Source organism: Sulfidibacter corallicola (genome assembly GCF_017498545.1).
In the GTDB taxonomy this organism is placed as follows: Bacteria; Acidobacteriota; Holophagae; order Acanthopleuribacterales; family Acanthopleuribacteraceae; genus Sulfidibacter; species Sulfidibacter corallicola.
Genome location: NZ_CP071793.1, coordinates 9,584,913 through 9,607,194, shown reverse-complemented (window position 1 = coordinate 9,607,194; position 22,282 = coordinate 9,584,913). Strand labels below are relative to the sequence as shown.

General features: G+C 53.6%; 21 protein-coding genes and 4 tRNA genes. 11 read left to right on the top strand and 14 right to left on the bottom strand.

From position 1 onward, the window contains the following. Position 1 precedes the first annotated feature (1 nt). The 8 genes from J3U87_RS29005 to J3U87_RS28975 form a co-directional block, all read right to left on the bottom strand. On the bottom strand, positions 2-865 hold the full coding sequence (locus J3U87_RS29005; protein ID WP_237379284.1) for an HK97-fold major capsid protein: 864 nt from the start codon (positions 863-865) through the stop codon (positions 2-4). Positions 866-902: 37 nt separating this feature from the next. After that, positions 903-1,262: a hypothetical protein gene (locus J3U87_RS29000; RefSeq protein ID WP_237379283.1), complete on the bottom strand. Its 360-nt coding sequence runs from the start codon at positions 1,260-1,262 to the stop codon at positions 903-905. Between the two features lie 10 nt (positions 1,263-1,272). Continuing rightward, a complete protein-coding gene (locus J3U87_RS28995; protein ID WP_237379282.1) occupies positions 1,273-2,523 on the bottom strand; it encodes a hypothetical protein in 1,251 nt (416 codons plus the stop codon). 44 nt (positions 2,524-2,567) lie between these two features. Then, a complete protein-coding gene (locus J3U87_RS28990; protein ID WP_237379281.1) occupies positions 2,568-3,998 on the bottom strand; it encodes a phage head morphogenesis protein in 1,431 nt (476 codons plus the stop codon). A gap of 101 nt (positions 3,999-4,099) precedes the next feature. Further along, on the bottom strand, positions 4,100-5,584 hold the full coding sequence (locus J3U87_RS28985) for a phage portal protein (RefSeq protein ID WP_237379280.1): 1,485 nt from the start codon (positions 5,582-5,584) through the stop codon (positions 4,100-4,102). 326 nt (positions 5,585-5,910) lie between these two features. After that, positions 5,911-6,795, bottom strand: coding sequence for a hypothetical protein (locus tag J3U87_RS28980; protein ID WP_237379279.1), 885 nt, complete (start codon positions 6,793-6,795; stop codon positions 5,911-5,913). Between the two features lie 69 nt (positions 6,796-6,864). Beyond that, positions 6,865-7,008, bottom strand: a complete 144-nt coding sequence (locus J3U87_RS35415; RefSeq protein ID WP_420038229.1) for a DUF6985 domain-containing protein — start codon at positions 7,006-7,008, stop codon at positions 6,865-6,867. Positions 7,009-7,791: 783 nt separating this feature from the next. After that, a complete protein-coding gene (locus J3U87_RS28975; protein WP_237379278.1) occupies positions 7,792-10,539 on the bottom strand; it encodes an LAGLIDADG family homing endonuclease in 2,748 nt (915 codons plus the stop codon). 669 nt (positions 10,540-11,208) lie between these two features. On the opposite strand from J3U87_RS28975, the gene J3U87_RS28970 reads away from it, so the two are divergent. After that, positions 11,209-11,793: a tyrosine-type recombinase/integrase gene (locus J3U87_RS28970; protein ID WP_237379277.1), complete on the top strand. Its 585-nt coding sequence runs from the start codon at positions 11,209-11,211 to the stop codon at positions 11,791-11,793. Between the two features lie 5 nt (positions 11,794-11,798). Here J3U87_RS28970 and J3U87_RS28965 read toward each other — a convergent pair whose 3' ends face one another. The 3 genes from J3U87_RS28965 to J3U87_RS28955 all read right to left on the bottom strand — a co-directional run bounded on the left by J3U87_RS28965 (position 11,799) and on the right by J3U87_RS28955 (position 13,962). Further along, positions 11,799-12,839, bottom strand: a complete 1,041-nt coding sequence (locus J3U87_RS28965; RefSeq protein WP_237379276.1) for a tetratricopeptide repeat protein — start codon at positions 12,837-12,839, stop codon at positions 11,799-11,801. 95 nt (positions 12,840-12,934) lie between these two features. Beyond that, on the bottom strand, positions 12,935-13,537 hold the full coding sequence (locus tag J3U87_RS28960) for a hypothetical protein (RefSeq protein ID WP_237379275.1): 603 nt from the start codon (positions 13,535-13,537) through the stop codon (positions 12,935-12,937). 149 nt (positions 13,538-13,686) lie between these two features. Then, positions 13,687-13,962 carry a hypothetical protein gene (locus tag J3U87_RS28955; protein WP_237379274.1) on the bottom strand — a complete coding sequence of 92 codons (276 nt, stop codon included), beginning with the start codon at positions 13,960-13,962 and terminating at the stop codon, positions 13,687-13,689. A gap of 305 nt (positions 13,963-14,267) precedes the next feature. Here J3U87_RS28955 and J3U87_RS28950 point away from each other — a divergent pair, with 305 nt between their 5' ends. After that, a complete protein-coding gene (locus J3U87_RS28950; protein WP_237379273.1) occupies positions 14,268-14,573 on the top strand; it encodes a hypothetical protein in 306 nt (101 codons plus the stop codon). Positions 14,574-14,813: 240 nt separating this feature from the next. Here the strand turns inward: J3U87_RS28950 and J3U87_RS28945 are convergent, their stop codons facing one another. After that, positions 14,814-15,107, bottom strand: coding sequence for a hypothetical protein (locus J3U87_RS28945; protein ID WP_237379272.1), 294 nt, complete (start codon positions 15,105-15,107; stop codon positions 14,814-14,816). Positions 15,108-16,049: 942 nt separating this feature from the next. On the opposite strand from J3U87_RS28945, the gene J3U87_RS28940 reads away from it, so the two are divergent. From J3U87_RS28940 to J3U87_RS28910, 7 genes are all read left to right on the top strand, one after another. Beyond that, positions 16,050-16,772 (top strand): hypothetical protein, encoded by a 723-nt coding sequence (locus tag J3U87_RS28940; RefSeq protein WP_237379271.1) that lies wholly within the window; start codon positions 16,050-16,052, stop codon positions 16,770-16,772. Between the two features lie 211 nt (positions 16,773-16,983). Next, complete coding sequence (locus tag J3U87_RS28935) at positions 16,984-17,370, top strand: hypothetical protein (protein ID WP_237379270.1); 387 nt, start codon at positions 16,984-16,986, stop codon at positions 17,368-17,370. 286 nt (positions 17,371-17,656) lie between these two features. Beyond that, positions 17,657-17,728, top strand: a tRNA-Pro gene (locus J3U87_RS28930). A gap of 19 nt (positions 17,729-17,747) precedes the next feature. Beyond that, the gene (locus tag J3U87_RS28925) at positions 17,748-19,088 is read left to right on the top strand and encodes a hypothetical protein (protein WP_237379269.1); all 1,341 of its coding nucleotides are present in this window, start codon (positions 17,748-17,750) and stop codon (positions 19,086-19,088) included. A 12-nt stretch (positions 19,089-19,100) separates the two neighbouring features. Beyond that, a tRNA-Lys gene (locus J3U87_RS28920) sits at positions 19,101-19,173 on the top strand. A 64-nt stretch (positions 19,174-19,237) separates the two neighbouring features. Further along, positions 19,238-19,310 (top strand) — tRNA-Lys (locus tag J3U87_RS28915). 38 nt (positions 19,311-19,348) lie between these two features. Then, positions 19,349-19,420, top strand: a tRNA-Met gene (locus tag J3U87_RS28910). Positions 19,421-19,585: 165 nt separating this feature from the next. On the opposite strand, the gene J3U87_RS28905 is transcribed toward J3U87_RS28910, so the two are convergent. Then, positions 19,586-20,269, bottom strand: coding sequence for a hypothetical protein (locus J3U87_RS28905; protein ID WP_237379268.1), 684 nt, complete (start codon positions 20,267-20,269; stop codon positions 19,586-19,588). Positions 20,270-20,466: 197 nt separating this feature from the next. On the opposite strand from J3U87_RS28905, the gene J3U87_RS28900 reads away from it, so the two are divergent. Together J3U87_RS28900 and J3U87_RS28895 are read left to right on the top strand one after the other, a co-directional pair. Next, positions 20,467-20,916, top strand: a complete 450-nt coding sequence (locus tag J3U87_RS28900; RefSeq protein WP_237379267.1) for a hypothetical protein — start codon at positions 20,467-20,469, stop codon at positions 20,914-20,916. A gap of 175 nt (positions 20,917-21,091) precedes the next feature. Continuing rightward, the gene (locus tag J3U87_RS28895) at positions 21,092-21,673 is read left to right on the top strand and encodes a hypothetical protein (protein WP_237379266.1); all 582 of its coding nucleotides are present in this window, start codon (positions 21,092-21,094) and stop codon (positions 21,671-21,673) included. Positions 21,674-21,971: 298 nt separating this feature from the next. On the opposite strand, the gene J3U87_RS28890 is transcribed toward J3U87_RS28895, so the two are convergent. Further along, positions 21,972-22,181, bottom strand: a complete 210-nt coding sequence (locus J3U87_RS28890; RefSeq protein WP_237379265.1) for a hypothetical protein — start codon at positions 22,179-22,181, stop codon at positions 21,972-21,974. Between the last annotated feature and the right edge of the window lie 101 nt (positions 22,182-22,282).

Genomic DNA, 22,282 nt, shown 5'->3' with positions numbered 1-22,282 from the left:
GTTAATCCAAGATCCGAATCTTGGTGATGATGTCGGGACGCGTCACGCCCTGACCGATTTCCGACCAGACCAACCAACCCGTTGAGAACTCCATCGCCTTGTCGATCGGTTGGGTTTTCAGGGGTTCACGCACGGCAAGTTTGCCGACTTCCTTGTTCGGCACGATCAGCACCTCGTTCATCGAGGCCGACGCGGTCAGCAGGATGGACCCGGTCCCGTAGTTCTTGACGACGCCCTTGGCGCGCAGCTCGGCCTTGGTCGTCGGGTCCAGGTCCCACGAACGCAGGTCATTGAAGCGACGGCCGCGCATCACGATGTGCTTCACCGACAGTTCCTTGTCCTCGATGATCGAAATCGCTTCGTTCAAGGCTTCCTCGGTCAGCTTGCCGCCGGTGACTTCGATCGTATTGGACGTGGGAACCGCTTCGCTGATCACCGAAATGGTGCGGCGGTCTATTTCCGTCCGAATCGCGTCGGCGGCGCTTTGCTGGATGTCCTGAATCGTGCCGATGTTCCCGTGGCGAAGCACGGAGACATCGACCGTCGGTGCGCTGTGGATCCGGTTAATTGGGAGTTCGACTTCATCCTGGCCGAGTTCCTGGGCGATGGCGTCGCCGTGCTTACTGATCCAATACGCCCGAACCTGGGGTTTGATCTGGTAGACCGCGCGTTCGCCCTTGGGCAGCGCATGCCGCGTGAGCAACAGGCTACTGATCTCCCGGCGCATGATCTCGCTTTCGATCGGTGCGGCGATCGCGGCGGCAAGGGCCTGCAGCCCGCCAGGCGTGTCCAGCGCTTCGGTCATCAACCCAGCCATGGTTTCCAAGAACTCCTGGCTGTGGTAGTCCACGACTTGTTCTTCCACGTGTTCCCCTTTCGATGAGAACCGCCGGTCAGGCGGTTTAGATAAGCAACTTAAACTTGATCGTGCTGCCGTTGACCGCGACGACGGTGCCGATCACGGAATCATCCGTTTGAACATCGGCCGTCAACAGGCTGTTGGCGCTGAAGGTCAGTGGTGCGCCTGCGGTAGGTGTGCCCTCGTAGCGATCGGTTTCGTAGAGGCCGCCGTTGAACCACACGCCTGGCATCTCTCCGACCGCGCAATCCGCGCGCAGGATGCCAAACGGCGTTGCGTTGCCGGTGATCGGTGCAAACAGATCGTTGCCAGTCAGCGCAACGACTTGACCTTCGGTGCCAGCCGTTTGCATGTGCCCGGCACCGTATGCGATACCTCGGTGAAGAGATCTGAAGAACGGCATGATTCCCCCTTTAGGTTTGGTTGGTGCGTGCGCGCCAAGCACCCATAAATCGCTCGGTTAGGCGGGATTGGAGGTCACCACCAATCCGGTCTTCCACGTCGCGCGGTCGAACGTCGGCGGTTGCGGTTTTGGCAACGCCAGGCTCCGAGGTTTGGGCGGTCCCGGTCGGCTTGTTTGGTGGAGCACCAGCGCCTTTCTTGGCCGCGGCCGACAGCGCGAAATCCCATGTGGTCTTGGCCGCGGTAAAGGCGGCGTCATCCAACTCGGCCAGCCGGTCGAGTTCCGCAGTCTTGGTCGACGCGTCCAATACGATTCCGCCGGTTTCCAACTGAGCAATCAGAGAAGCCGCACGTTCCCGTCGCGCGGCGGCCTGTTGCTCCGATTGAAGTTGCTTGACCTGCTTGGTCAATTCCAGGACTTTGCTTTCGACGGCCTGCTTTTCGTCCTTGAGGCGTTGGTTCTCTGTCTGAACGCGTCGCAGCTCCGCGTCTTGGCCTTTGGGTGCTTGCTCGGTTTTGGGTTTATCGTCATTGGGTGAATTGGCGGCCCTGGGTATCTGCGTTTCCTGACTGGGTTCCGTGACGTCTTCCAAAGTGTCTCCTTTCGGGCTGTCCGCATCGCGATGGGCGACTTGGGTGATTCGGGCATTCGGGTCGGCACCTTCCTTGGAAAGTAGGCCCAGACCACAGAATCGAACGCCGTTCAAGACCTCGAACACCGGTTTCCCCTGGTATTCCTTGCCTTTGTACTTTTTGAGGTGCACGCAGTAATCGGCCTTGGCCCGAAACGATTGGCCGCACACGCTGCAGGTTCCGGTTTGGTAATCGCATTCCATGGACACCTGGCGAATGACCCGTCGCGCGATCAGCTTGTGAACCAATCTCGCCAACGCGCTTTCGCGCGTGTACAGCTCGCCTTGGCATTCAATTCGGGTTTCCTCGCCTGCACCGGCCAGGTCGGCGGCGGTGATCGCGCCGACGATATCCTTGATGTCCTGACTGTGGGCCAGGTCGATTTTCTGGCCGATGGCCGATGAAAACGCTTGGCGCAATTCGTCTTCGCCAAAGTGATCGCCATTGCGGTTGGTGCCCACGTGGCACAAGGTGAACCGGAACCTCGGGTCGACGTTGAGAGTCGTGGCCATATCGGCGGCAGTTGTGAGCGGCTCCAGATCAACGGGAACGGTCGTTGTGCACCTCAAGGATCCCGACGCATCATTCTGCGGCTGGGCATCAAGGGTTTGCGGATCGGCTGAATCCATGCGCCACCTCGTTGAAAAACGCTCTCCCTATCTACCTAAAGCAATCACTTGCGAAGTGTCGGACGGTTGATGGCCTTTTTGGCCAGGCGCGCACCCAGGCGGTCTTCGATGGCTCGAATCAATTGATCCTTGGTCTTGACGGTGCTCAGGCCCATCTTGCGACGAAGGGCGGCCAGCTCGGCGCCAGCCACTTCCGTCCAATCGCGTTTGGGGTATCGGTCGGTCGCGATGTCGATCACGTCCTTTCGGGTGACGGTCACCGGCACCGAATAGGCTTTGGCCAGCTCCCGCAGTTCGGCCACCGTCAAGTCGCTGAGCGTCAGGGCCTCCGCTTTCTCGCGAAGGGCAATCATTTCGGCTTGCGCGCGCTTGAGCTGCGCCAGCAACTCGGAGCGATCACGGCGGCGACCGATGTTTGCGGCCCGTAAAGTTGCTTGCAATGCTGCGCCGTCCAGGCGGCTGTGGTCGACGGCAGGGTTTTGGCGGTTCAACTGGGCCACCAACTCGGATTTGGATCGCCACAGGCTCAACCCTTCGTCGATCGACAATTGCGCGAGTTGACCAGAGGGCAAGGCTTTCAATTGCGCGGGGTCGCCACTGTTGAAGGCGCGAGTACGTTCGCGTCGCTTGGTGGCTTTGACCTTCGCCAGACGGTTGATTTCATCCGGTGGCTTGAGTCCGCCTTTCTGTTTGCGGCCAGGCTCGGCAACTTCGAAGTCACCCGCCGGCACGTGCGTGCACCGGCAGTTCGGATGCCGCGGTTGGTCAAGAGGCTGATCGATAGGAAACACTTGGCCGTTCAGTGGTCCACAGACTGGACATACCCGTTCATCGTCCAGGGTGAGCCATTCCACTTTCTCGACACCGACTTGTTGGTAGAAGGTGACCCGTCCTTGGTTGTGCGCACGCAAGGTCTCGGTTCGGGCAATGAGTTCCAACCGATATTGCGCCTTCGAAAACACCCGGCCACCTGCATTTCGAAACGATTCCAGGTCGGGAATGACCTGGCCCATCTCTTTGGCGATTTGCTCCGAACTGAGGCCGCGCACGATGCCGGTCAACAGGGTGCGCTTGATCCCATCGCGCAATTCGCGGGATACGTCGCCTGACAAGCGAACCGTGTACTTGGCCAGGAAATCTAAGGCGTCGCGGTCGATAACCTGGAACACCGACGTGGTCAACTTGTTCAAGCCCCTCGGCGCCAGGTCCTTGAAATACGGAAGGCTCGCGGCCATGAGTGTTTGAGCCCCACCCCGAATGCCGTTTTTGAAGGCTTCCCGAATCGTCCGCCGAAACAACAATGAGCTGTTGGCGCGGAGATCGCCGACTATGGCGCTGATTTCCTTTTCGAGAGTCTGAAGGCCATGGGTCTTTGCTCGTTTGTCGTTCTCCACCATGTTTTGCGTCTTCGCCCGCAACATGATCCGATGGACATCCTTTTGTGTGGCTTCCAGCAGCGCAACCAATTCCGACACGGTCTTCTCGGTGTATTGGTTCCGGTCGGCGACCGTTTCAATGGTCGCGTTGCGAATCGCAATCGCTAGCGGGTCGCGTGTCCGAGCTGCTGTTGCCGCGATCACCTTTCCCTACCTGCGGCCGGATCCGGCTTTTGTGAGAGAAACCGACAGGCCGGGCTATCGAACAGGGTTTCCCGTCGATGGATCCGACAATGGTTGGTGTCCGCGTCGAAGTGGGCACAGTCGTCACAAAGCTTGTTCGAGGCCTGAGTACCCAACCCATCCAAAGCGGTCGCTTGGGCCTCAGTTGTGGCGCCATCGTCCAGGCCGAGAATTGCTTTGGCCTGCGAGATGTCCAACACTCCGGCCACAACCAGGTCGATGATGGGTCGGGTCGTTCGCTCGTCGAACAGGTCCAAGCGCTTTTCCTGTTCCCGATTGTCGCGCTCGATATCGGGAACCAGGTCCATTTTGGTTTGCAGGGTCGACCGGGATATCAATTTGCGGTCGTAGAGTTCCAGCAATAGCTTCTTGTAGTCGACGGCGTCGGTGGGGTCCAGGTCGTTGAACAGGTATTGCAGGCTTTTGCCGGAATAGCCGTTGGCTTCGATCCAATCAGCGAACACCCAATCGAGGATGCGGATGGCGAACCCTTTGATTTCCCGGATCATGACCAGCATCTTCTGAAGCGACACGGAGGCCGTCGCGAAGTTGGGCCCGTCTCCCGTAACCATGCTCCGTGACAGGCCGAGCGCGACCATGATGTCTTCCTTGACGTCGCTGATCTTGTCTTCGACGTTCAGGACCTGTCCCTCGGTGCCGTGGGTCTCACAAGTCACGTAAAACGGCACCACCAGCCCGCTTTTGAGGTCCATCCGGTTGATCATGTCGCGGGTCTGCTCCAACATGGCCTGATCGGGCATCACCATCTTTTGGCCGTAGCTGCCGCCGACCTTGATCAACCGGAGCGGTGTCGTCCAGCGCTTGGCGATCGCACGTTCGGCGCGGCGGTAGTCTCGCAAGAGTTCGATGGACTCGAACGCGGGCAGGACCATGCTGTTGCCGCGCTGCGAGAAGGTCGGCGCGTCCCATTTGAGGTGCAGAAGTTGGTCGACGGGGAGCTTGACGCCTCCGTCGCCGACGTTGTTTTCCGCCTGCTGGGCGGCTTTGACGAGTTTGCCGTCTTCATAGGTGACCTTGACCGAGACCGGGTTCACACACACCAGTTCGGCCAGGTCACCTTTGGGATCGGTTGACTTGAACCCAACCGCATCGCCTTTGACGAGCAGTTGGAGAATCATGTCCTTGACGAAGGTGGATAACTGGACGCGCTGGGCCAGGGTGCTTGCTTCCTGCTTGAGGTCGTCGTCGTTGGAAGCGAACTGGATACAGTCGCCGACGGCGAAGGTCTTCCAACTGTTGATGCAGTTCTTGACCAAGGGTTCCTCTTGGTAGAAGGCCCATGCTTTTTTGGCGCGCTCGGTCCATCCCGAGGGGATGGCCTCGTTGGTTTGGATGGTGGAAAAGGCCGATGGGTCAAGGGCCGCGACCGTCGCGAGGGGCCCAATTGCATCTGAGCTTGAAACCGCTGGGTCGTTTTTCATGGAATTGCCCCATGCTTTATTGTCGACGGGAATTCGACGATTCCCGCGAAGAACTTGGTTGTACATCCGAGATCATGCCAAGCCACGCTTGGCGCTTCGGTGCCGCTGAAAACCGTTCCGAAACGCATGAGAAAACCTTGGTCGTGGAGTAGAGAAACGAGGTCTCTATTGACCTACCTACCGGGATGGTCTTCGATGTGACGGATGCAGTGTTCTTCCTCTTGATTTCGGCGACGTTGGCCATGCGACAGGCCAGCAGGTACCGCTTACAAATTTAACGATTGTGAACCGTCTGCTTTTGATACTCTAGCGTAACCTATTTTCATTTAACCGATTTCCCACGCCATTTCCCATTTACCTTTATCCAACCCCAAATACAATTGGCCATCAAAACCTAGGTTGATACCACTGCTGTCTCCATCGATTTGAATTAAGAAATCGCCGACATTGCTCCCAGTTAACCAAGTTGGCCACCCTCCAATTCGTGTCCAATAACCGGTTGTGATTTTCTCACCAGCCATTTCGTTTGAACGAGGAAGTTCTTCAAATAGCTTTTCTAAGTTGTCTGGCACAATTCCCAAGTCGTCGGGATAACAAGGATAAGTAACAACTTCATCCCATATTAGGAAATCTGGATCAAAGCCGTTATTCGATACGCGCTCAGTTAAATTTTCAATCGAATCATAAGTAATTATTTCCCAATCGCCTCCGCTGTATTCCAATTGTGAATAATTATCGTAGTGATTCGGATTAAACTGATTTAATTCTAAGAACAATTGAATTAACAATGTCCCATCTAATTGGCTAGGAACAAATGGCAGTTCGTCTACGTAAAATTCAAAAACCGGAGTAAGTAGCGTCCCGTCTTTTGATTTGGGTAGAGGTTTTCGATCCGGAAAAAGAAAGGAACCCCCAAAATGACTTTTTCCAGGGGATTCATTGTGTATCGGTCTCCGTGGTAATGAACATTTCTTTGAAATGCTTTGATAACACTCAAAATACTGAGAAGTGACTTTTGAAAAATGTTCCAGCTCTTCGGGTGGAAGGTCTGGGCTCCAAAGAGATTCTCGCCTTCTTCTTTCAGCAGCTTCAATTGCAAAATGTTCCAGCTCTTCGGGTGGAAGGTCTGGGCTCCAAAGAGATTCTCGCCTTCTTCTTTCGGCAGCTTCAATTAAAGCTTTTTGCATTTCTTTTCTCTTTTTCTTGTTCATAAGACTGATCTCCAATTCATACAATTGCACAATCAGCGGATCCAACTTTACCGAGTCGGGTTTTATTGACTACGCCCCGAGACCATGCTCCTCAGCCCAATCACAGGTGTAACTTAGTCCAATCAGTGACGAGCCTCCATATGGCCAGCTAACAGTAATGTAATTAAGGTTTACCAATGCTGGTATTTCGATTGATGACTGAAAATCCGGCATATTTTTTACCCACTGGACCCCATTCGCTCATATCGAGAACGCATTGTTTTGTAGTATTCAAAAATGCCTTTTAAGATTTCCGAAACTAACGTCGACTGGGATCTAAAAAATCCTTAGACGGCGTTTAAATTATCGTCTAAAGGTGTGTTTTCCTCAATTTTGATGTTTGCGTGTAGCTTAAGATTTGACCCAGGAAAAGGATCAAAGGCTAAATTATTCACTGTACCTAACCAAAAGATTATCCCAAACAAGAGTAACTTCACAGAAATTGCTCGTGTCTGACAAAATCGTGGCCTGTGGTGCAACTAAAACGGTCGCTTGTGCAATAAACATATTTGACTTAATTGTGACCGGACTACTGTAGCATAGATTGTCGAGAAATAGTCAAGAGATCAAACCTCAGGAAAAAGGTCAACTACAAAATATGCCTCACGCAAGCTTTGGCGAAAATTAAAAACACGTTGCCGTTATTGCTATTACGCGGAAAGCCCAGCCCACAAATCCAAAAGTTAAAGGAGGTGTTTGTCCGTTCGCTCACCAGCATCGAGCCGGGCTGAAAGTACCTACGCCGTCTGCCAACGAACCGAAATACAAAAACCGTCTGTTACACCTTTGCTTACCGGCCTAACCGCTAAGGTTGAATCCTTAACTTAATCGCATTGCGCAAGCACGGGGATGATTTGACGACAAAGTGTGCTCGCCAACTTTCCTTTATGCTCTCAGCTAGCGCGGAGACGGTCTATCTCCTGCGCCCAGCTCTCCTCAAACCGGATCCTAAACCCGTCAAAGAAAAACGGGATTGGTCACCACAGGCAAAACGCACCTGGCCTGACCGCCATCCTGGTTCGTTTGGCTTCGTTCCCTCACCAACATGGCGCACCGCACGGCATCGATGATGTGATCGTGTCCTTTACTGTAGATCACGCGGCCGTCCCGCAACACATAGGTATGCGTGGTGAACTCGTCTTCGATGTCCGAATCGCTTGCAGGAATGATCAGCTCTCGTCGTTGAAGCGCTCCGTTAATGAGCTGAGTCATGTGCTCTTTGGTTCGCTTTTTGATTTCCTGCCCGCCGCGGACGGTCACGGTCGTCATGCCGCCGAAATGGATGCCAAGCAATCGGCCGTTCAGGCTATTCGACTTGTACTTGTCGAGGCCCAATAGCTCTTGAACGACCGCCATTCCGTTCCCACCGTAGTCCACACCAATTCCGGTTGCGGAGAAATGGTGATCCAGCAGGGCGATGACCTGAGAGATGCACGGATAGGCCACCTGCTCCATGTGGACTCGCAAGAAAAGCGTTAGGACTGGTTTTCCGCCGCTTTCGTCTTCGCGGAACACGACCAATTCAGTCGGGTCGTTGGTATAGCCCAGGTCGCCACCGATCCAGAACACGCCGTCCTGTGGCTCCAGGTTCAACAACATTTCGAGCCGATCGAAAACAGCCGACTCATCGGCACAATCAGTCAGTTCGGCGCCCGTGATAGCGATGCGGCTGTATGCCAACACCTCTTTGCGACAGGCGTTGAAGGCATCGAGGTTGAATGCGCTGTAACTTGGCTTGCCGTGTTCACCCGCAACCTCGTGTTGCCATCCTGCGGTGTCTCGACCGCCGTAGAAGTCGAGCAAGTCTCGCTCCCGGTCCTTGGTCCACAGAGGGCTGATCCACGACGGCCAGCGAAACACCTTGAACGAGCTGTTCGTGGTGAGCCGGTAATAGGTCGTGTTGCGCATGCCGTTCGGCGTCGAGTAAATCCGCATCCGGCCCCCGGTCAACAGACATTGGCGCAACGCTTTCCAGGCCCGCTCGGTCAGCCAGGCGCCTTCGTCGACCCAGACGCGGTGCACGTGGAGTGACCGGAATGATTCGCCGTTGGCACCTGCCGGCCGGAAGTACAGGACGGTGCCGTTGGTGAATTCCACCCGAAAATAGGGCTTGCGAATGATCTTGGGTGCACCCATTCGGGTCTTGGCGATCGACCGCGCTAAGTCCGGATTGTGGTCGACTTGATACTCGATTTCCTCCGCAAGCGTGTCCAATTGGCCCTGGTGTGGCGCCGCGATGAGGCCCTTCCCGCCTTTGGTCGTGAACCCGAAATGCAGGCAATCGGTCGTGAGGCAAATCGAGTTGTGGACGATGATGTCGTTGGCTACGAAGTTTCGGTACCCGGGCACGCTCAAGTCGTATGTTTCGGCGATGCCGGCGGGTTCGATGGCAGTGACTTCGTCCCAATAAATGTCAGAGGCGGCAACTTTGTGGAGGTCGCTCGATCGGGTTTGGCGGGCAATTCGACCGAGCTTGAAACGGCGGGTGTTGTACCTGCCGAATCCCCCTTGGTTACACTTGGTTTCTATGCTTTTCTCTGACCTTAACACCCTCTGAATCAGAGCCTTGGGAATGCTATCAGGGTCTTCAGGACAACCACCGAAATCACTGCAAAACGCGGCCAAATTCAAGCCTTTGATACCCGCCATGCCTATCAGCCTTTCGAACCGAAGAATGTAGGCTGTGGGCTTGATTTCGAGGACCCTGTAAGGCCGACCGTCGACCATTCGGGTCCGAGTCCGCGCGACAATGCCGACCCGCATCAGCAAGTGGGCAATGCCGTCGATCACCGCCATCGAGGCCGAGCAATATCCGACCTCTGGTTGCATGGTGGTACCGCGACGTTTCAAACAGAACCAGCCATCACAGCCGAACAACGCGGCGAGGAACACGGCGACCTGGCGGCTCGAGCAACGAAAGATTTCGTCGGGAATGAACTTGTTCTCGGACCGGCAACCGAACAGGCCATGGCCTTCCAGCCAGGCGCGGCAAGCATTGAGTCGGTTGCTCGTGATGGCTGGGTCGTTGACCACGCGATAGTTGATCTCATCGAATCGGTGGGTGGTCAGCCAAGGCCAGGTGCGCCCCACAGCAAGTTGGAATTCGTCCGCGATCAGTGGGTCTTCCTTGGTAAAGACCACGTTCCCGCTGGTCAAGGAGCCATCCGCCAGAAGAAACGCCAACAATTGCAACTGGTCGTCGGTCATTGCGGGGTTTGTAGGAAGCGAAACGGGTAGATTTCGGGGTACCGCCAGCCAGGATCTAGGCTGCAAGTCGTCGAGCGTCCGCCATCCATGATCCGTCAAAAACGGGTGATTGCCAGTCGCGGTGATCGACCGACCAAGCCGAGTTGTGAGCTTGAAGGTGGGCCTGGGGCCGTTCGCGTGTACCTGATAGTTCGTCGTCGTTTCGAGTTTGCCGTTTGGGGCGAGCACGGTAATCGTGCGACCGGGTTTCAACTGGTCGATGCGAATCCGTTCACCAGTTTGCGTATCGAGGATAAGTACATTCCCACACATGCACTTACCGACGTCGCGGCCGTCTAGGTGAACAATGTTTCGCTCGTCGCAGATCAGGTCTTCAACCTGATGGGGCCAATAGGTTCGCGGTGAGCCATCCCGGTTCTGTAGGTAGGTTTCGCCCCAGCGAACGGGGTTTTGCAGGGTTTCAAGGATCTTTCGATGATCGCGCTTCGATTTCGTCATGGTGGCGGCCCCTTTCCACCACTACCTACCGGCCTCGACTCGAAAGCGACGATTCAATGAAGCTAAAGAAGCCATAAGTGCATTTGTGTACACGTGCATACATGATTGCCGAGCTACTTAGGAGTCTAGACTGGCCCCTTCTCGCCATCTTGAACCCTTCCATGCCCCCTGCCACCTTCCCGCCACTCTAACTGTGCCGTCTGGGGGAATATCTTTGAAATGGTAGGCGGAAAAGTGAACAAACGCGCGGCGTACCTTGTGCCGATTTTGGGATTCAACATGACCAAGCTCGATACCGAAGTCGACCGCGGTGGATGGAGTGTATAGTTCACTGGCCTTTAGTGCCGCAATCGTCCTAAGTGCGTCTTCACGCATAGGTTTACCTGGCCTTCCCATGGTCGACCTCCGGAGGCCATCTTACGGCCAAGCAAGGGGGAAGGCAATTGTCTTTGGTTTTATACACAACCATGATTGTATACAATAGCCCCTGGACTATTTGAGGCTCTAAGCGCACCCGCTGGTTTTGGCTTGGTCAGGGAAACTTTCCGTAAATGGCCCAAAAAACGGAAAGTTGGCCCGGCAAGGCCGAACGGCACCAACGCGTGAGAGCCGCTTTGGTTCGAGGCGCCAACGGGCGTTTTACGGAAAGTTGCTGAATGGGGAGGATTCATGACGACAGGGCTGACCCTGAAACGGCCAACGAACGCCGCGGTACGCGACCGCGAATACCTGACCCCCGATGAGGTCGAACGGCTCATGAAGGCCGCGCGCTCGATTGGACGACACGGGCACCGCGACGCGACCATGATCTTGGTCGCCTTCCGTCACGGCCTGCGGTTATCGGAACTGGTGGAATTGAAGTGGTCACAGGTGCTCTTGAACGAGGCGCGATTGAGCGTGGTTCGCAAGAAGGGCGGCATATCGGGTGTGCATCCGCTTTACGGGGTGGAAATCCGCGCGCTGCGACGAGTAATGCGAGATTACCCTGAAACGACGTTCGTCTTTGTCACCGAGCGCAAGGGACCCTTGACGGCCAGCACCTTCCAAAAGTTGGTGAAACGCGCGGGTGAGAAGGCAGATATCGGCATTCCGATTCATCCGCACATGTTGCGGCATTCCTGCGGATTCAAGTTGGCAAACGAAGGTGTCGACACTCGCGCGATTCAGATTTACTTGGGGCACAGGGACATCAAGCACACGATGCGGTACACGGAATTGGCGTCGAACCGGTTCGCGAATTTTTGGACAGATTGAAAACGTCAAGCGTTCTCAAGTGGCACGTTTCCTGGATTTTCGGCCTCAACTTGAGCCTCTTCTTCAGTTTCCTGAATCCACAAAAGGAAAGCCGGGTCATGCCAAAGGATCTCGAAATCTGGATCTATTAGGGCTTTGGATCGATATTGGGCATCATAAGTGTATGCGGTTTTCAAATCTCTAAGTGCTTCAGGTACACAGGCTTTCATGATCCAGGCCCCAGCCCGATTGAAATATCCCACGCCTAGGTTAGGGTTCAAACGGAGAGCCTCATCGCAAGCGTCTTTTGCCTTTTCAGGTTCCTTCATCTCAATGTAGGTAAATGCGAGATTGATATAGGCGCTTTCACTGTTCGGATCATACTTCAACGCGGTAAGGCAATCAGTGACGGCTTCGCTTGGATTTCCTAACCTCACAAATGCTTCTGCACGCCTGACAAGGATGTCCACTCCGTGTGGACTAAATTGTAAGGACTTGTCAAAATCCGCTTTTGCATCTTCCCATCTCTCAAGGTCCATATTGGCGTTGCCACGCACAAAATAGGTATTGCAATGGATGAGCCCGAGGAGAATGGCTTGATCAAGGTCCTCAATCGCCTTGTCCGGTTTCCCCAAGGCGAGGTGCCCTACAGATCGATGGAAATACATCATGGGATCGGTGGGCAAGAGCGAAATACCTTGATCAAGATCTTTAAATGCTTGGTCTGTATCGCCAACGTCCACAAGCAGCACGCCACGCTCCGAGTAGGCTGACCCATTTTTGGGGTCGAGTTTTAATGCCTTGTTGAAATCAGCTAGAGCCTCCTTGTATAAGCCTTGATTCATATAGGTTATAGCCCTAACTTGATATCCCTCGGAATACCGTGGAGCATGTCGAGCGTAAATCCAGAGAAGACCGAAGGAAAGGACAGCAAGGGCAAGCCAAACTTGGAAGGCCAGCGCAAATAGGGTCAATACAAGGGTGCCCAGAAAAATCAAAACGTCGATTGTTTGCGCAGCGAGCAGGTAGCGGTTTCTGAAGATCCAGTGCAAAAAGTTGTTAAACACGAAATGCCACCAATAGATCCGTACGTGTCGATGCCTGTCACGTGACGAGCCCAATAATTGTCAAAGCGAAACTTTACCACACCAAGGTCAATAAGTCATTTTCTTGACGTCTCGCTTAGCGTTTGTGATTGATTCATTTTCGATGATGGCTTCCGACGAGTTCCCGATATTGATGGCGTTGATGCGCGCTCTTTCGTTGGCTTCCTGCCACGTTTGGGTTTGACTGGCTCCGACTCCGCTTCCGTTCCGGCCTTGGCCAAAATATCGGCCGCCCATTCCGCCGGCGTCGTCGTCGGTTCGACGGGCTTGTCGCCTTCACGGGTGAGCTTCGTGGTCTTGAGTTCCCGCATATGTGCGCGAATCATGCGATCGAAGCGTTCGGCGTGCTCGGGAAGGTCGAGGGTGATCGCGCGGTTGAGCTTGAGCCAGTACAGCGCGATCATCTTGACCTGGATCAGGTCGGCCGACTTGTTGAATATGAAGTCGCTAGACAGGGAATCGACCAAGGCATCGAACATGCCCTTTTCTTCGTCGTTGAGGACCGCGTTGACGAAGAGACCGTGTTTGAGGTTGTGGTTGTTGCCCGCGTTGCCGTGGCGTGTTCGGCTTTTGGGTTTCGGTGGTTCCTCGTTCTTGGTCATGGTCGCCATGTCATTTTGTGCCCTTGGGCTGAACTTGCCCGGCTTCTTGAACGGCATTGAACCCCCCGATTCGCTGAGTTTTTGATGACGTTTGATTTTCAGGGAGAGAGGGGGCGGCTTTAGCGGATCAAATCTCTAATGCCACCGGGGATTTTCGGCCTGCCGAGCTGCAGGAATCGCCCGACCCTCCATTCGAACACGCAAGGTCACAACCGCGCGTCCCTGAACCGGATTAGGTCGTCGTCGATCGAAGTCTCCTTTTGATGGAAACCAACTTGTTCCGTTTTCGCCAAGGTGCTGGCCAAGCTGGCGGTCGCCTCCGCCAGGCTTTTCAAGACCGCGACCAGTTCGGGCGAGGTCGATGGGTTCAAGTGTGAGATGTCCGGTTGCGAGGTGCCCTTCGGATTGGTGTCGAACAAGGGGCTGAATTCCGAGGTGTCGGGCTTGGAAGGGTGGCCGGTCGCATTCATTCGGGGTTTCAAGGTGGCCTCCGTGATGGGTTGGTGTCGCAGCCCGTCGGGTTGCTTCCTTTTCTACCTACCGGAGCAATCGGGGAGATGTCGGAGATCGGTTTCAAGGCCAACTCGAAAAACCACCTCACCTAAGAATCACACTACTACAAGTCTGTACCCAAAAGGGAAAGTGATAGATCAATACTTGTTTGGGAATTTGCAAAAAAGCAGTGATTTACTACTGACACCTTGAAAAGGCTCACGCTATAAAAGATTCATCAACAGCGAGCCAAACGAACGTCATGCTCGTCATACTACAATCAAGGAGTTCTGCAATGAACACTATCAAAGAGCACTCAATCCTGGTGAGCAAATGGGGATACGATCAAACCAATGTAACTTTTTATAGTGTCCTCAAGAGAACTCCCAAAATGGTCACTCTTCAAGAACTGGAGACCAACCAAACTGAATGTGAACCAGGCAAGTTTTCGGCGAAAGTAAAACCAGGAAAACCGCTAAACGAAAAGCCGATTCGACGAAAAGTATTGGTTCGTTTTGGCGAAGAAGTGGTCAGGATCGGTGAACGCCAGTTTGCTCGCCCTTGGAATTGGCGCGCTCAACGGGAAACCAGTTACGCTTAAACGAGATTGGCAGTCGCGCCATAGCGATGTGGGGCCGATTCCAGCCACCTGAGCAGGTGGCTGGAATCGGCCCTGTTTTACTTTGGCGGTACGCCGTCAGTATTTCAAATGCAGGACGTCAAGGCGTTGGCTCCTCGGCCGGACGACTGCATGCCGGTCGCGAAGGGGGGAAAGCATGAAGTGTCGCCATTTTTTTTAGGGCGACATCCTGAAGGAGGCTTTTACAGGAACCCCTTGGACTCATGGCTGCGCCAACTTGATGAAAGCTTCATCGTCGATCCAGACGTGGCCTCGGATGAAATGAACGGTATCGCGCTCGGATCGATCGACCAGCGGAAAGCCGTGGTGGTTTCGCATCCGTTGGTCGGCCGCGTAGTTCAGCAGAATCACCCGGCCTTGAGGGGAAATGCCGCCAAGCGCCCGTTGGGCCAAGGTGTCGTTCTTTAGTGGCTCGACCTCTTCGACGTACACGACGATTTTGTAGAGGAAGTCATCGAAGTAGTCGTAGAGGTCCGTGCTGTCAGGGCCGGTCACGAACTCGAAGTGCGTGCATTGGTAGGCAGCGAATCCAATACCGCGGGTGCAGTGGCCGATAACGGAACTCGCGGGAAGGATTTCGCGAAGTAGGCCTGGTCCACTCCGCCCATACAGAGGGCCTCGATGTGACGCTTTTGCTTGCGGAAGCAGCCGGCAGGGGCGTCGTTAAGCCTGGTGGTCGGTAGTGGAATTGTCGAAGCAGGAGTCACGAAGCCGAGGAGAAAGGATAGGAAAGCAAGCCAGGTGAGGGTTGCATAATTTGGCGTGTTGGGTGGCATTGAGGGCGTTGCCCAACGCGCCTTTACCTGATATGCGTATTTCCAGCCAGACGCGCGCCCGAAAGGGCGCGCGTCTGGCTATGTTGATGATGTCAGTGGTTTCCTCAATCGATTCAGCACGTGAGGGTATCCATGATCCACCCATCTGATTGTGGGGTAACGGTGGCCGGAGCGGCCAGGCCAGGAAGAATGGAAAAGTGACCGACCAAATTGAGTGTCGGGATCGTGTCGATTCTTTTCAAGGAAGACAGGGAGCGCAAGAGGTCACGGCGCGGGATCTTTGATGGGAGGCGCCTGAATCTGGAAGGAGTATTTTTCAAGGACACGATCGGCAGTCATGTATTGTTTTAAGAAAAAAACTCCTGATCACTACGGATTTATCATTTCCAATATTTCCCAAAAGACAGCAAGCGTCAATCTCCGTTTTTAACCTGTTTTGACACAGGTTTAATGTTGCAGGTGCTACCTCTTTCATTAATTAAAATTCAAATTACGCTTTACTGCTGATTCTTCAATCTGTGTCAACCAATTCGTTTCCTGCCGAAAAAATACGGCCCCAAGATTTCCATTCATACGCCCTTGTACAAAACAGAGGGTATGGCACCCTGGTTTGAGTTTCGGCATGATGGCGACAAAAAATTAATGATTGGCAGGTGAAAAAGTGGAAGATTACCAGATCATTTATGAATTCAGTGATTCAAGTGGTGTAATCCTTAGATTATCCTTGATCTTTGGCTGTGTCTCAATCGCGGTAATTCTTTTAGGTATTATCATGTCATTTTGTGGATTTGGAAATCTAATCCAAGAATGTCGGAATTTATTCCTGCCCAACGCAAGAACAAAGCCATGCAGAAAAAGACATTATGCAAAGACTGAGATAGTTGCATTATCAAATCCAGAGACTATTGCCATGGACTACTTTCTCTCAATAGATCGCGTAGATGATAATTGCTTTAAAGCGGATGTTAGTTTTTTTGGAATAGACATTTTTTCATCTGCTTTGTATGCATTAATGATACCGCTTGGGATAGGTATTATCATGATAGGAAAATTCCTTTTATTGTGCACTTTTGATGGCTATATATCTAAACACCGAATTAATAGTGAACTCCTTCGAAGTATGTCTTTAAATTCTTATCAGACCACGAGTGGTGTTGTAGAAATTACCAGAGTATATTATATAAAAAGACGCTTGATTAGTGAAACGATTTTGATCGAAGGAGAAACCTTCGAGATCGAAAGAGGTGCTCAATTTGGCTATTGTTTACCTGCAAAGATGGGAGGTGCCTTAAGTGAAGGGGTATATGCTACGCTGGATCATGTGGATGGATATATTATAAGGGTAACTATTAGAAACCCCAATGTGAATATCTCAGGCAAGTAGTTCAAAAGCCCCTTTCCAGCTCTGGCTTGCATAAGATTCTCCGGATCTCTTTTGCGAATCGCAAAGTCCTTTGAAAAATTTCAACCCCTCAATCCGCCTAAAAAACAGTGCAGCTTTTGCTACTTAAATTTAGTGGATTGGGCTTGCCGATAGCGTTAGAATTGGGATCAAGTAACTCCACACCTCGATTCTCGAAGGCAGTCTATTCCTTATGCCCAAGAACAAGTCTTCTCGTCGAAAGAAAGCAAAAGCCGCATCTACAAAGCCCGCGACGACCAGCCACATTCCCACAGATCTATTTCACAAATATTATCTCTCCTTACTCGAAGGTCAGGAGGCCAACGCAGGCCACTTCGCCTACTGGGACCTCGGCTCAGGCGAGCGACCGCAGAAGGTCAAGGTCGACTTCGAGCGAGTCGCCCACAAGGAAGGGATTGTCGCGCGGGTGCTTTTGGCGTCGGGAGGGCAGAGCTTGCGGTTCGCGTATCTGGAATCGGAAATTCCGATTGTTGGTGTTCGTGTTTTGGACAAAGATGGCAACGTGAAGTTCAGGCAGGTTCTCGAGGCTGCGGAATCTATTCCCCAGGTTAGGGTTTAGCTCGGTGGCAATGTGATGGACGCGGCTGCGCCTGAGAAAACAAGGTGCAGCGTCTGTGTGAATGCCACACGCGCCCAGGGGCTTATTATTTTCGATAGTAAATGATGTTTATCGATACAGAGCGACTGGTTGAAAGTGAGTCCTTTGTTGTGGTTTCAAAAATAAGCCATTTTATTCAAGATATTTAAACAATTCGCAATGCCTTTGGCACAGACCCCGCAGTACCATCACCTCGAAGTGACGGGCACCTCCTGAGGTCACCCGTTTCGCCGAATGCTTACATTGTGTCAGCGTAGTTCAGTGGCAGAGCGCCCGGCTCGGGACCGGGATGACGCGGGTTCGAGCCCCGCCGCTGGTAACAGTGTTTGGAGACGATCATGCAGGACCTTTACGACTCACTTTTTCAAAGACCCCGCCCCGAGGATGTCGCCCGGTTGATCTTGGATCAGCACGCCGCCTGCCTCCCTGAGCGGGTTGTTCACAACTTGGCTGTGGCCGCCCAAAGGTCTTTGAAGAACCCGAATTACCATTACTACTCTTCGATGTCCGCCACCTTCCACGAGCCCAAGGGATTTGCCAACAAGGCCGATCTGTTCGAGGTGCTGTTCCCGGAACTGGAACCCTTTCCGCGGCAGGACGAATCGAAAGCGCCGGTGGTCGGTGCCTATCTGACGAGTGCAGGTCGCGTGATCTCCAAGGAATTCGGCAAGAACAGCTTTCTTCACGATCGACTCGACAAGTTTCAGCGGAAGGCCGCCGGCCTCGACATCTCCAAAAAGCAGTACAACAAGCGCTTCCGGTTCCTTCGTCGAATGGAAGCCAAGCTGGAACGCCTGATGCGGAACAAGGAACTCGCCGATCTGGTCTACAAAGGGCACTCGGGGCTGACGACCGACTTGTTGTTCGAGACCTTCGCTCAAGATGAGGCGACCGCCTGTTTCATCGCGTACTACGTGTCACGCTGCAACCTGCGATCGGAATTCGTTGCCAGGCCGCAAACCCGGGCCTATGACCGCATCGCCGCGGCCTTGTTCGAGGCATGCACCGCAAGTGAAACGGCCAACTGGTTCGCCATCGGGCACGTGTACCCCAAGCCTGCCGTCCTGGCTCGGGTCACCGACACCCAGAAGGGCGTCCTGCTGAGTCGGTGGTACCAGGTCTTGGAAACCTGTGCCGGTTACCTCAAGCAAGTCTGGGAACGATCGAGCATTAACCGGCGGACCATGATTGTCAGACGGGGTAATGATTCCAGTACGTGGAACCTGTTGGCCAGCGCCTGGAGCCGGGCTCGAAGCCACTGGATTGCCCTGAACTACGCCATGGGCACCGAAGACATCTTGGATGAGATGTGTTTCGGCAAGGTCCTTCGGTTGATGGCGGCCGACTTGGTTTGGTACCACAGCGCGGTTGGCAACGAGTTGGAAGGCGACACGCCGGTTTGGGCCTCGCTGCCTTTGCCTTGGGAAGTCTTCGAGGGCAAGGCCCGGTGCACCCGGACCATGGTCGAACGGGTGTGTCGCGAGCACGACATCGATCCGGTCCGCAAAGGTTGGGTCGCACCTCGCCCGGCACACGAACCCGTGTCGTTCACCTTCACTCCTGAATTGGTTCACGGCGTCGCCGTCGGCCATCCCGGCCTGGCCAACATACTGAAACGCATCGGTGCCTTTTCGGGGAAGCACTTGAAGAACCTTGACCTGATCGGGTTGGATTCCTGAAATCACGAATGTCCCAAGATAGCTCAGTGGCAGAGCACCCGGCTCTTCATCCGGGAGGACGCGGGTTCGAGCCCCGTTCTTGGGCACCCCACCTGCGGGCCATGGCGTGGCCATGCGCCCGCAAACTCCTTGACCTTTTACATTCCAAACCCGAGGTAGCTCAACTGGCAGAGTATCCGGCTCTTACCCGGAGTGTTGCGGGTTCGACTCCCGCCCTCGGGATTGGCGGTCACGCCTGGGTCGCGATCGCCGTTCATTGACCCAAGGTAGCTCAGCGGCAGAGCATCCGGCTCATAACCGGAAGGACGCGGGTTCGAATCCCGCCCTTGGAATCAAATACGTACCGGCTTTGAGCAAGTGGCGTCTTCTGGAGAAATGAGCTTTTCCGAATGGATTGCGATGGCTGAATTAGGCAGCCTTGCAAGTCAGCGATGCAAGCGACGGATAAGTCACCCCTTTTAATGTCGGTATGGGAATCTGGTTCTTAGACCGGGCCATCAAGGTTCCTCTTTTTCGATTGAATCACCTTCCTCTCGAATGGTGCCATCTCGGATGCCTACCGCCACTGCCTCGGGTGTAGGGTCTTCGAGAGTGAAACCATACATTCCATCGACAGGTAATTCGCAAGCGTAGGCCATTAACACCTCGCGACCCTCCAAAGACATGTCCGCGAACACGTGGCGTACCAGCGCCGCATCCGTTTCGTCGTTCAATTCCTGGACGGAAAGCCATATATCGAACAGGACGTCGTCCGTCAAGGCGTCTTCGTCGACCGGATCTTCGAGCAAGAAGCCGAACCACGATTCTTGTATCGCTTTCCGTTGAAGGTCCAGCGTCCAAAACATGCGGTTGAAGTCCTCGGGAACGGCGTTGATCAACACGTTGAGGTCTTGCGGATCCACCCCGCGGGCTACGAGTGCGACAATGTGCGTGTCCCGCTGACCTGTCCGCTCCGTGAGATCATCCAGGAAATAGAACAGCCGGTGGGTGACGGGCAACAGGTGCGCCGCGACTTGGCCGTCGACGACGATGGCACCCTCCAGGACTTCGACTCCTGGCGGCAGCAGTTGGGCGTCGCGACTTCGGGCCAGACCGCGAAGGTAGGCCAGATGGTCTTGGCGGTAGGTGCGGATGATGTCGGTGGTTTCCTCGATCGATTCGGCGCGAGTGAGGACATTCATGATCCCCACATACGGTGCCGGGTCAATTGTGGCCCGAACGGCCGGACCAGGGAGAAAGGACAAGAAAACGATCCAAGTGAGCGTCGGCATCATGTTAGTTCCTTTCGGGAGAGGTTGGGCATCCTAGGCGGCTCAGGTTGAAATCCGGGACGCAAGGCGCCTTTACCTGACAGGCGTATTTTTCAACAAAAGGTGCGATGGTTCTGGGCCTGCCAGCGAAAATGACAGGGCTTCCGTTTTATGATGATGGCGACTCGAGAAGGGTGACAGATGAAACCAAAGGAAGCCCACCCGCTATTCCCAAAAGCAAAGGCTCGCGAAAGAAGAAAAAGACCAAGGCACCAGCCGCCAAGCCTGCGGCGACTGGTCCATTATCGGCTGAGGTTTATCACAAGTACCATCTAGCTCTACTCGAAGGCCTGGAGGCCAACCCGGGCCACTTCGTCTACTGGGACCTAGGCTCAGGCGAGCGACCGCAGAAGGTCAAGGCCGACTTCGAGTGGGTGGCCCACAAGGAGGGAATCGTCGTTCGGGTGCTGTTGGCGCCGGGAGGGCAGAGCTTGCGGTTTGCGTATCTGGAGTCGGGAATTCAGTTTGTCGGGATTCGGGTAATCGGATCGGATGGCCAAGTCAGATTCAAAGGTTAGCTAAGTCTCTGCCTTATGTTATTTGGGGGGCTTAAGTAAGCAAAGGTGTGTGCCGAATTTATTTTGAGAGCAGCCAGACTCTCTAAATATTATTTCGAAGCCTATCCGTTGATAAATTCATTTGAAAAGTGAATGGCACAGGGTTATTGCTGTCCCAAACAGAAGGAGATATTTTATGAAGGTTTGTTTTTTCGCTATCATCATTCTTTCTTTGACTTATTCGCTCGGACAAGATTCAAAAGCACATGACGACAGTATGCCTCCACCTCCATCAGGATACACCTGGCAACAATTTTCAGAAATAAACTCTGCTTTTCTTAAGCCAAACGGATGGTTCTTCAAGCACGAACAACGAGGCTCCGCTCACGTTTACGTTATTTCACAAGAATCAGTATTGGAACATGGATCATTTACTACCGGTCTAACATTGCAGGTGATAAAGTTTATTCAAAAGAAGGAGGGTTTGCCAGCTTCTGTTTTTGCTATACGTATGGCTCAAGCAATAAACGAGAGTAGTGAAAACACCATTTTGTCTTCCGCTGATTTAGGTACTGGTCCTTTTAAAGCATTCGGTATTAGATATCGCAACGCTCCGGTTGTGGGCGAACCCATCATCGTACATCAAAACTACATCGCTAATGACAAAAGAGATACTCTTTTTATCGTAACCTTCGAAAGTCCTGAAAAAGAATGGGCAAATGCGTGGGCCATTGGCGAGAAGATTCTTAAGCAATTCCTCATCGATGATGAGTATTAACAGCCTTGAATACTTGTTTTGGGGTAATGGGTTGAATTCAAAACGATGTTGTCTACCTGCTTTAGACAATGCAGCTTTACTTAACCGCAATTCTAATATTGGAAGCGGCGTTTTTATGGCCCCGAGCGTATCCTCATTGAGGGAATTATCAGGGGCATTCAGTTGCTCAAGTCGTTTGTGCTTCCGAGAGAGCAAAGCAGCCTGCTGCTGGTTTTGGCTGTTGGGTTACTTGGCATCACTTTGCCGGCGGTGACCCTTCTGACGCGTTTTCTTTTCGGAAGGCCTACACATTCCTTTTTCAACGGTTGAGACGGATCTGATTGGTTGTTGCCGTGGCGAGCGAATCGCCTATAAAGAAAGAAGCGTCGTTCGGGTGCTGTTTGCACTTGGCAGGTAAAATCTGCGCCTCGCGTATCTGGAATCGGGAATTCGGCTTGTCGGGGTTCGGGTGATCGGGGCGGATGGCGTGGTCAAATTCGAGCGTCGGTTTGAATCCTCCGATTACCAAGCAGAGTCCTGAAATGTACTTTGCCAGGGAGGAGGGAATGGCAAACTTTTTTGGCCGACGGTGACGCCTCTGCCGAACGCGGCCATTTCTGCGCATCTGTC

Excerpts from the sequence above, each read along its gene's own strand:
- J3U87_RS29000 (WP_237379283.1), bottom strand. The coding sequence starts at position 1,262 with ATGCCGTTCTTCAGATCTCTTCACCGAGGTATCGCATACGGTGCCGGG.
- J3U87_RS28995 (WP_237379282.1), bottom strand. The coding sequence starts at position 2,523 with ATGGATTCAGCCGATCCGCAAACCCTTGATGCCCAGCCGCAGAATGAT.
- J3U87_RS28985 (WP_237379280.1), bottom strand. The coding sequence starts at position 5,584 with ATGAAAAACGACCCAGCGGTTTCAAGCTCAGATGCAATTGGGCCCCTC.
- J3U87_RS28980 (WP_237379279.1), bottom strand. The coding sequence starts at position 6,795 with ATGAACAAGAAAAAGAGAAAAGAAATGCAAAAAGCTTTAATTGAAGCT.
- J3U87_RS35415 (WP_420038229.1), bottom strand. The coding sequence starts at position 7,008 with ATGCCGGATTTTCAGTCATCAATCGAAATACCAGCATTGGTAAACCTT.
- J3U87_RS28975 (WP_237379278.1), bottom strand. The coding sequence starts at position 10,539 with ATGACGAAATCGAAGCGCGATCATCGAAAGATCCTTGAAACCCTGCAA.
- J3U87_RS28970 (WP_237379277.1), top strand. The coding sequence starts at position 11,209 with ATGACGACAGGGCTGACCCTGAAACGGCCAACGAACGCCGCGGTACGC.
- J3U87_RS28960 (WP_237379275.1), bottom strand. The coding sequence starts at position 13,537 with ATGCCGTTCAAGAAGCCGGGCAAGTTCAGCCCAAGGGCACAAAATGAC.
- J3U87_RS28950 (WP_237379273.1), top strand. The coding sequence starts at position 14,268 with ATGAACACTATCAAAGAGCACTCAATCCTGGTGAGCAAATGGGGATAC.
- J3U87_RS28935 (WP_237379270.1), top strand. The coding sequence starts at position 16,984 with ATGCCCAAGAACAAGTCTTCTCGTCGAAAGAAAGCAAAAGCCGCATCT.
- J3U87_RS28925 (WP_237379269.1), top strand. The coding sequence starts at position 17,748 with ATGCAGGACCTTTACGACTCACTTTTTCAAAGACCCCGCCCCGAGGAT.
- J3U87_RS28905 (WP_237379268.1), bottom strand. The coding sequence starts at position 20,269 with ATGAATGTCCTCACTCGCGCCGAATCGATCGAGGAAACCACCGACATC.
- J3U87_RS28900 (WP_237379267.1), top strand. The coding sequence starts at position 20,467 with ATGGTTCTGGGCCTGCCAGCGAAAATGACAGGGCTTCCGTTTTATGAT.
- J3U87_RS28895 (WP_237379266.1), top strand. The coding sequence starts at position 21,092 with ATGAAGGTTTGTTTTTTCGCTATCATCATTCTTTCTTTGACTTATTCG.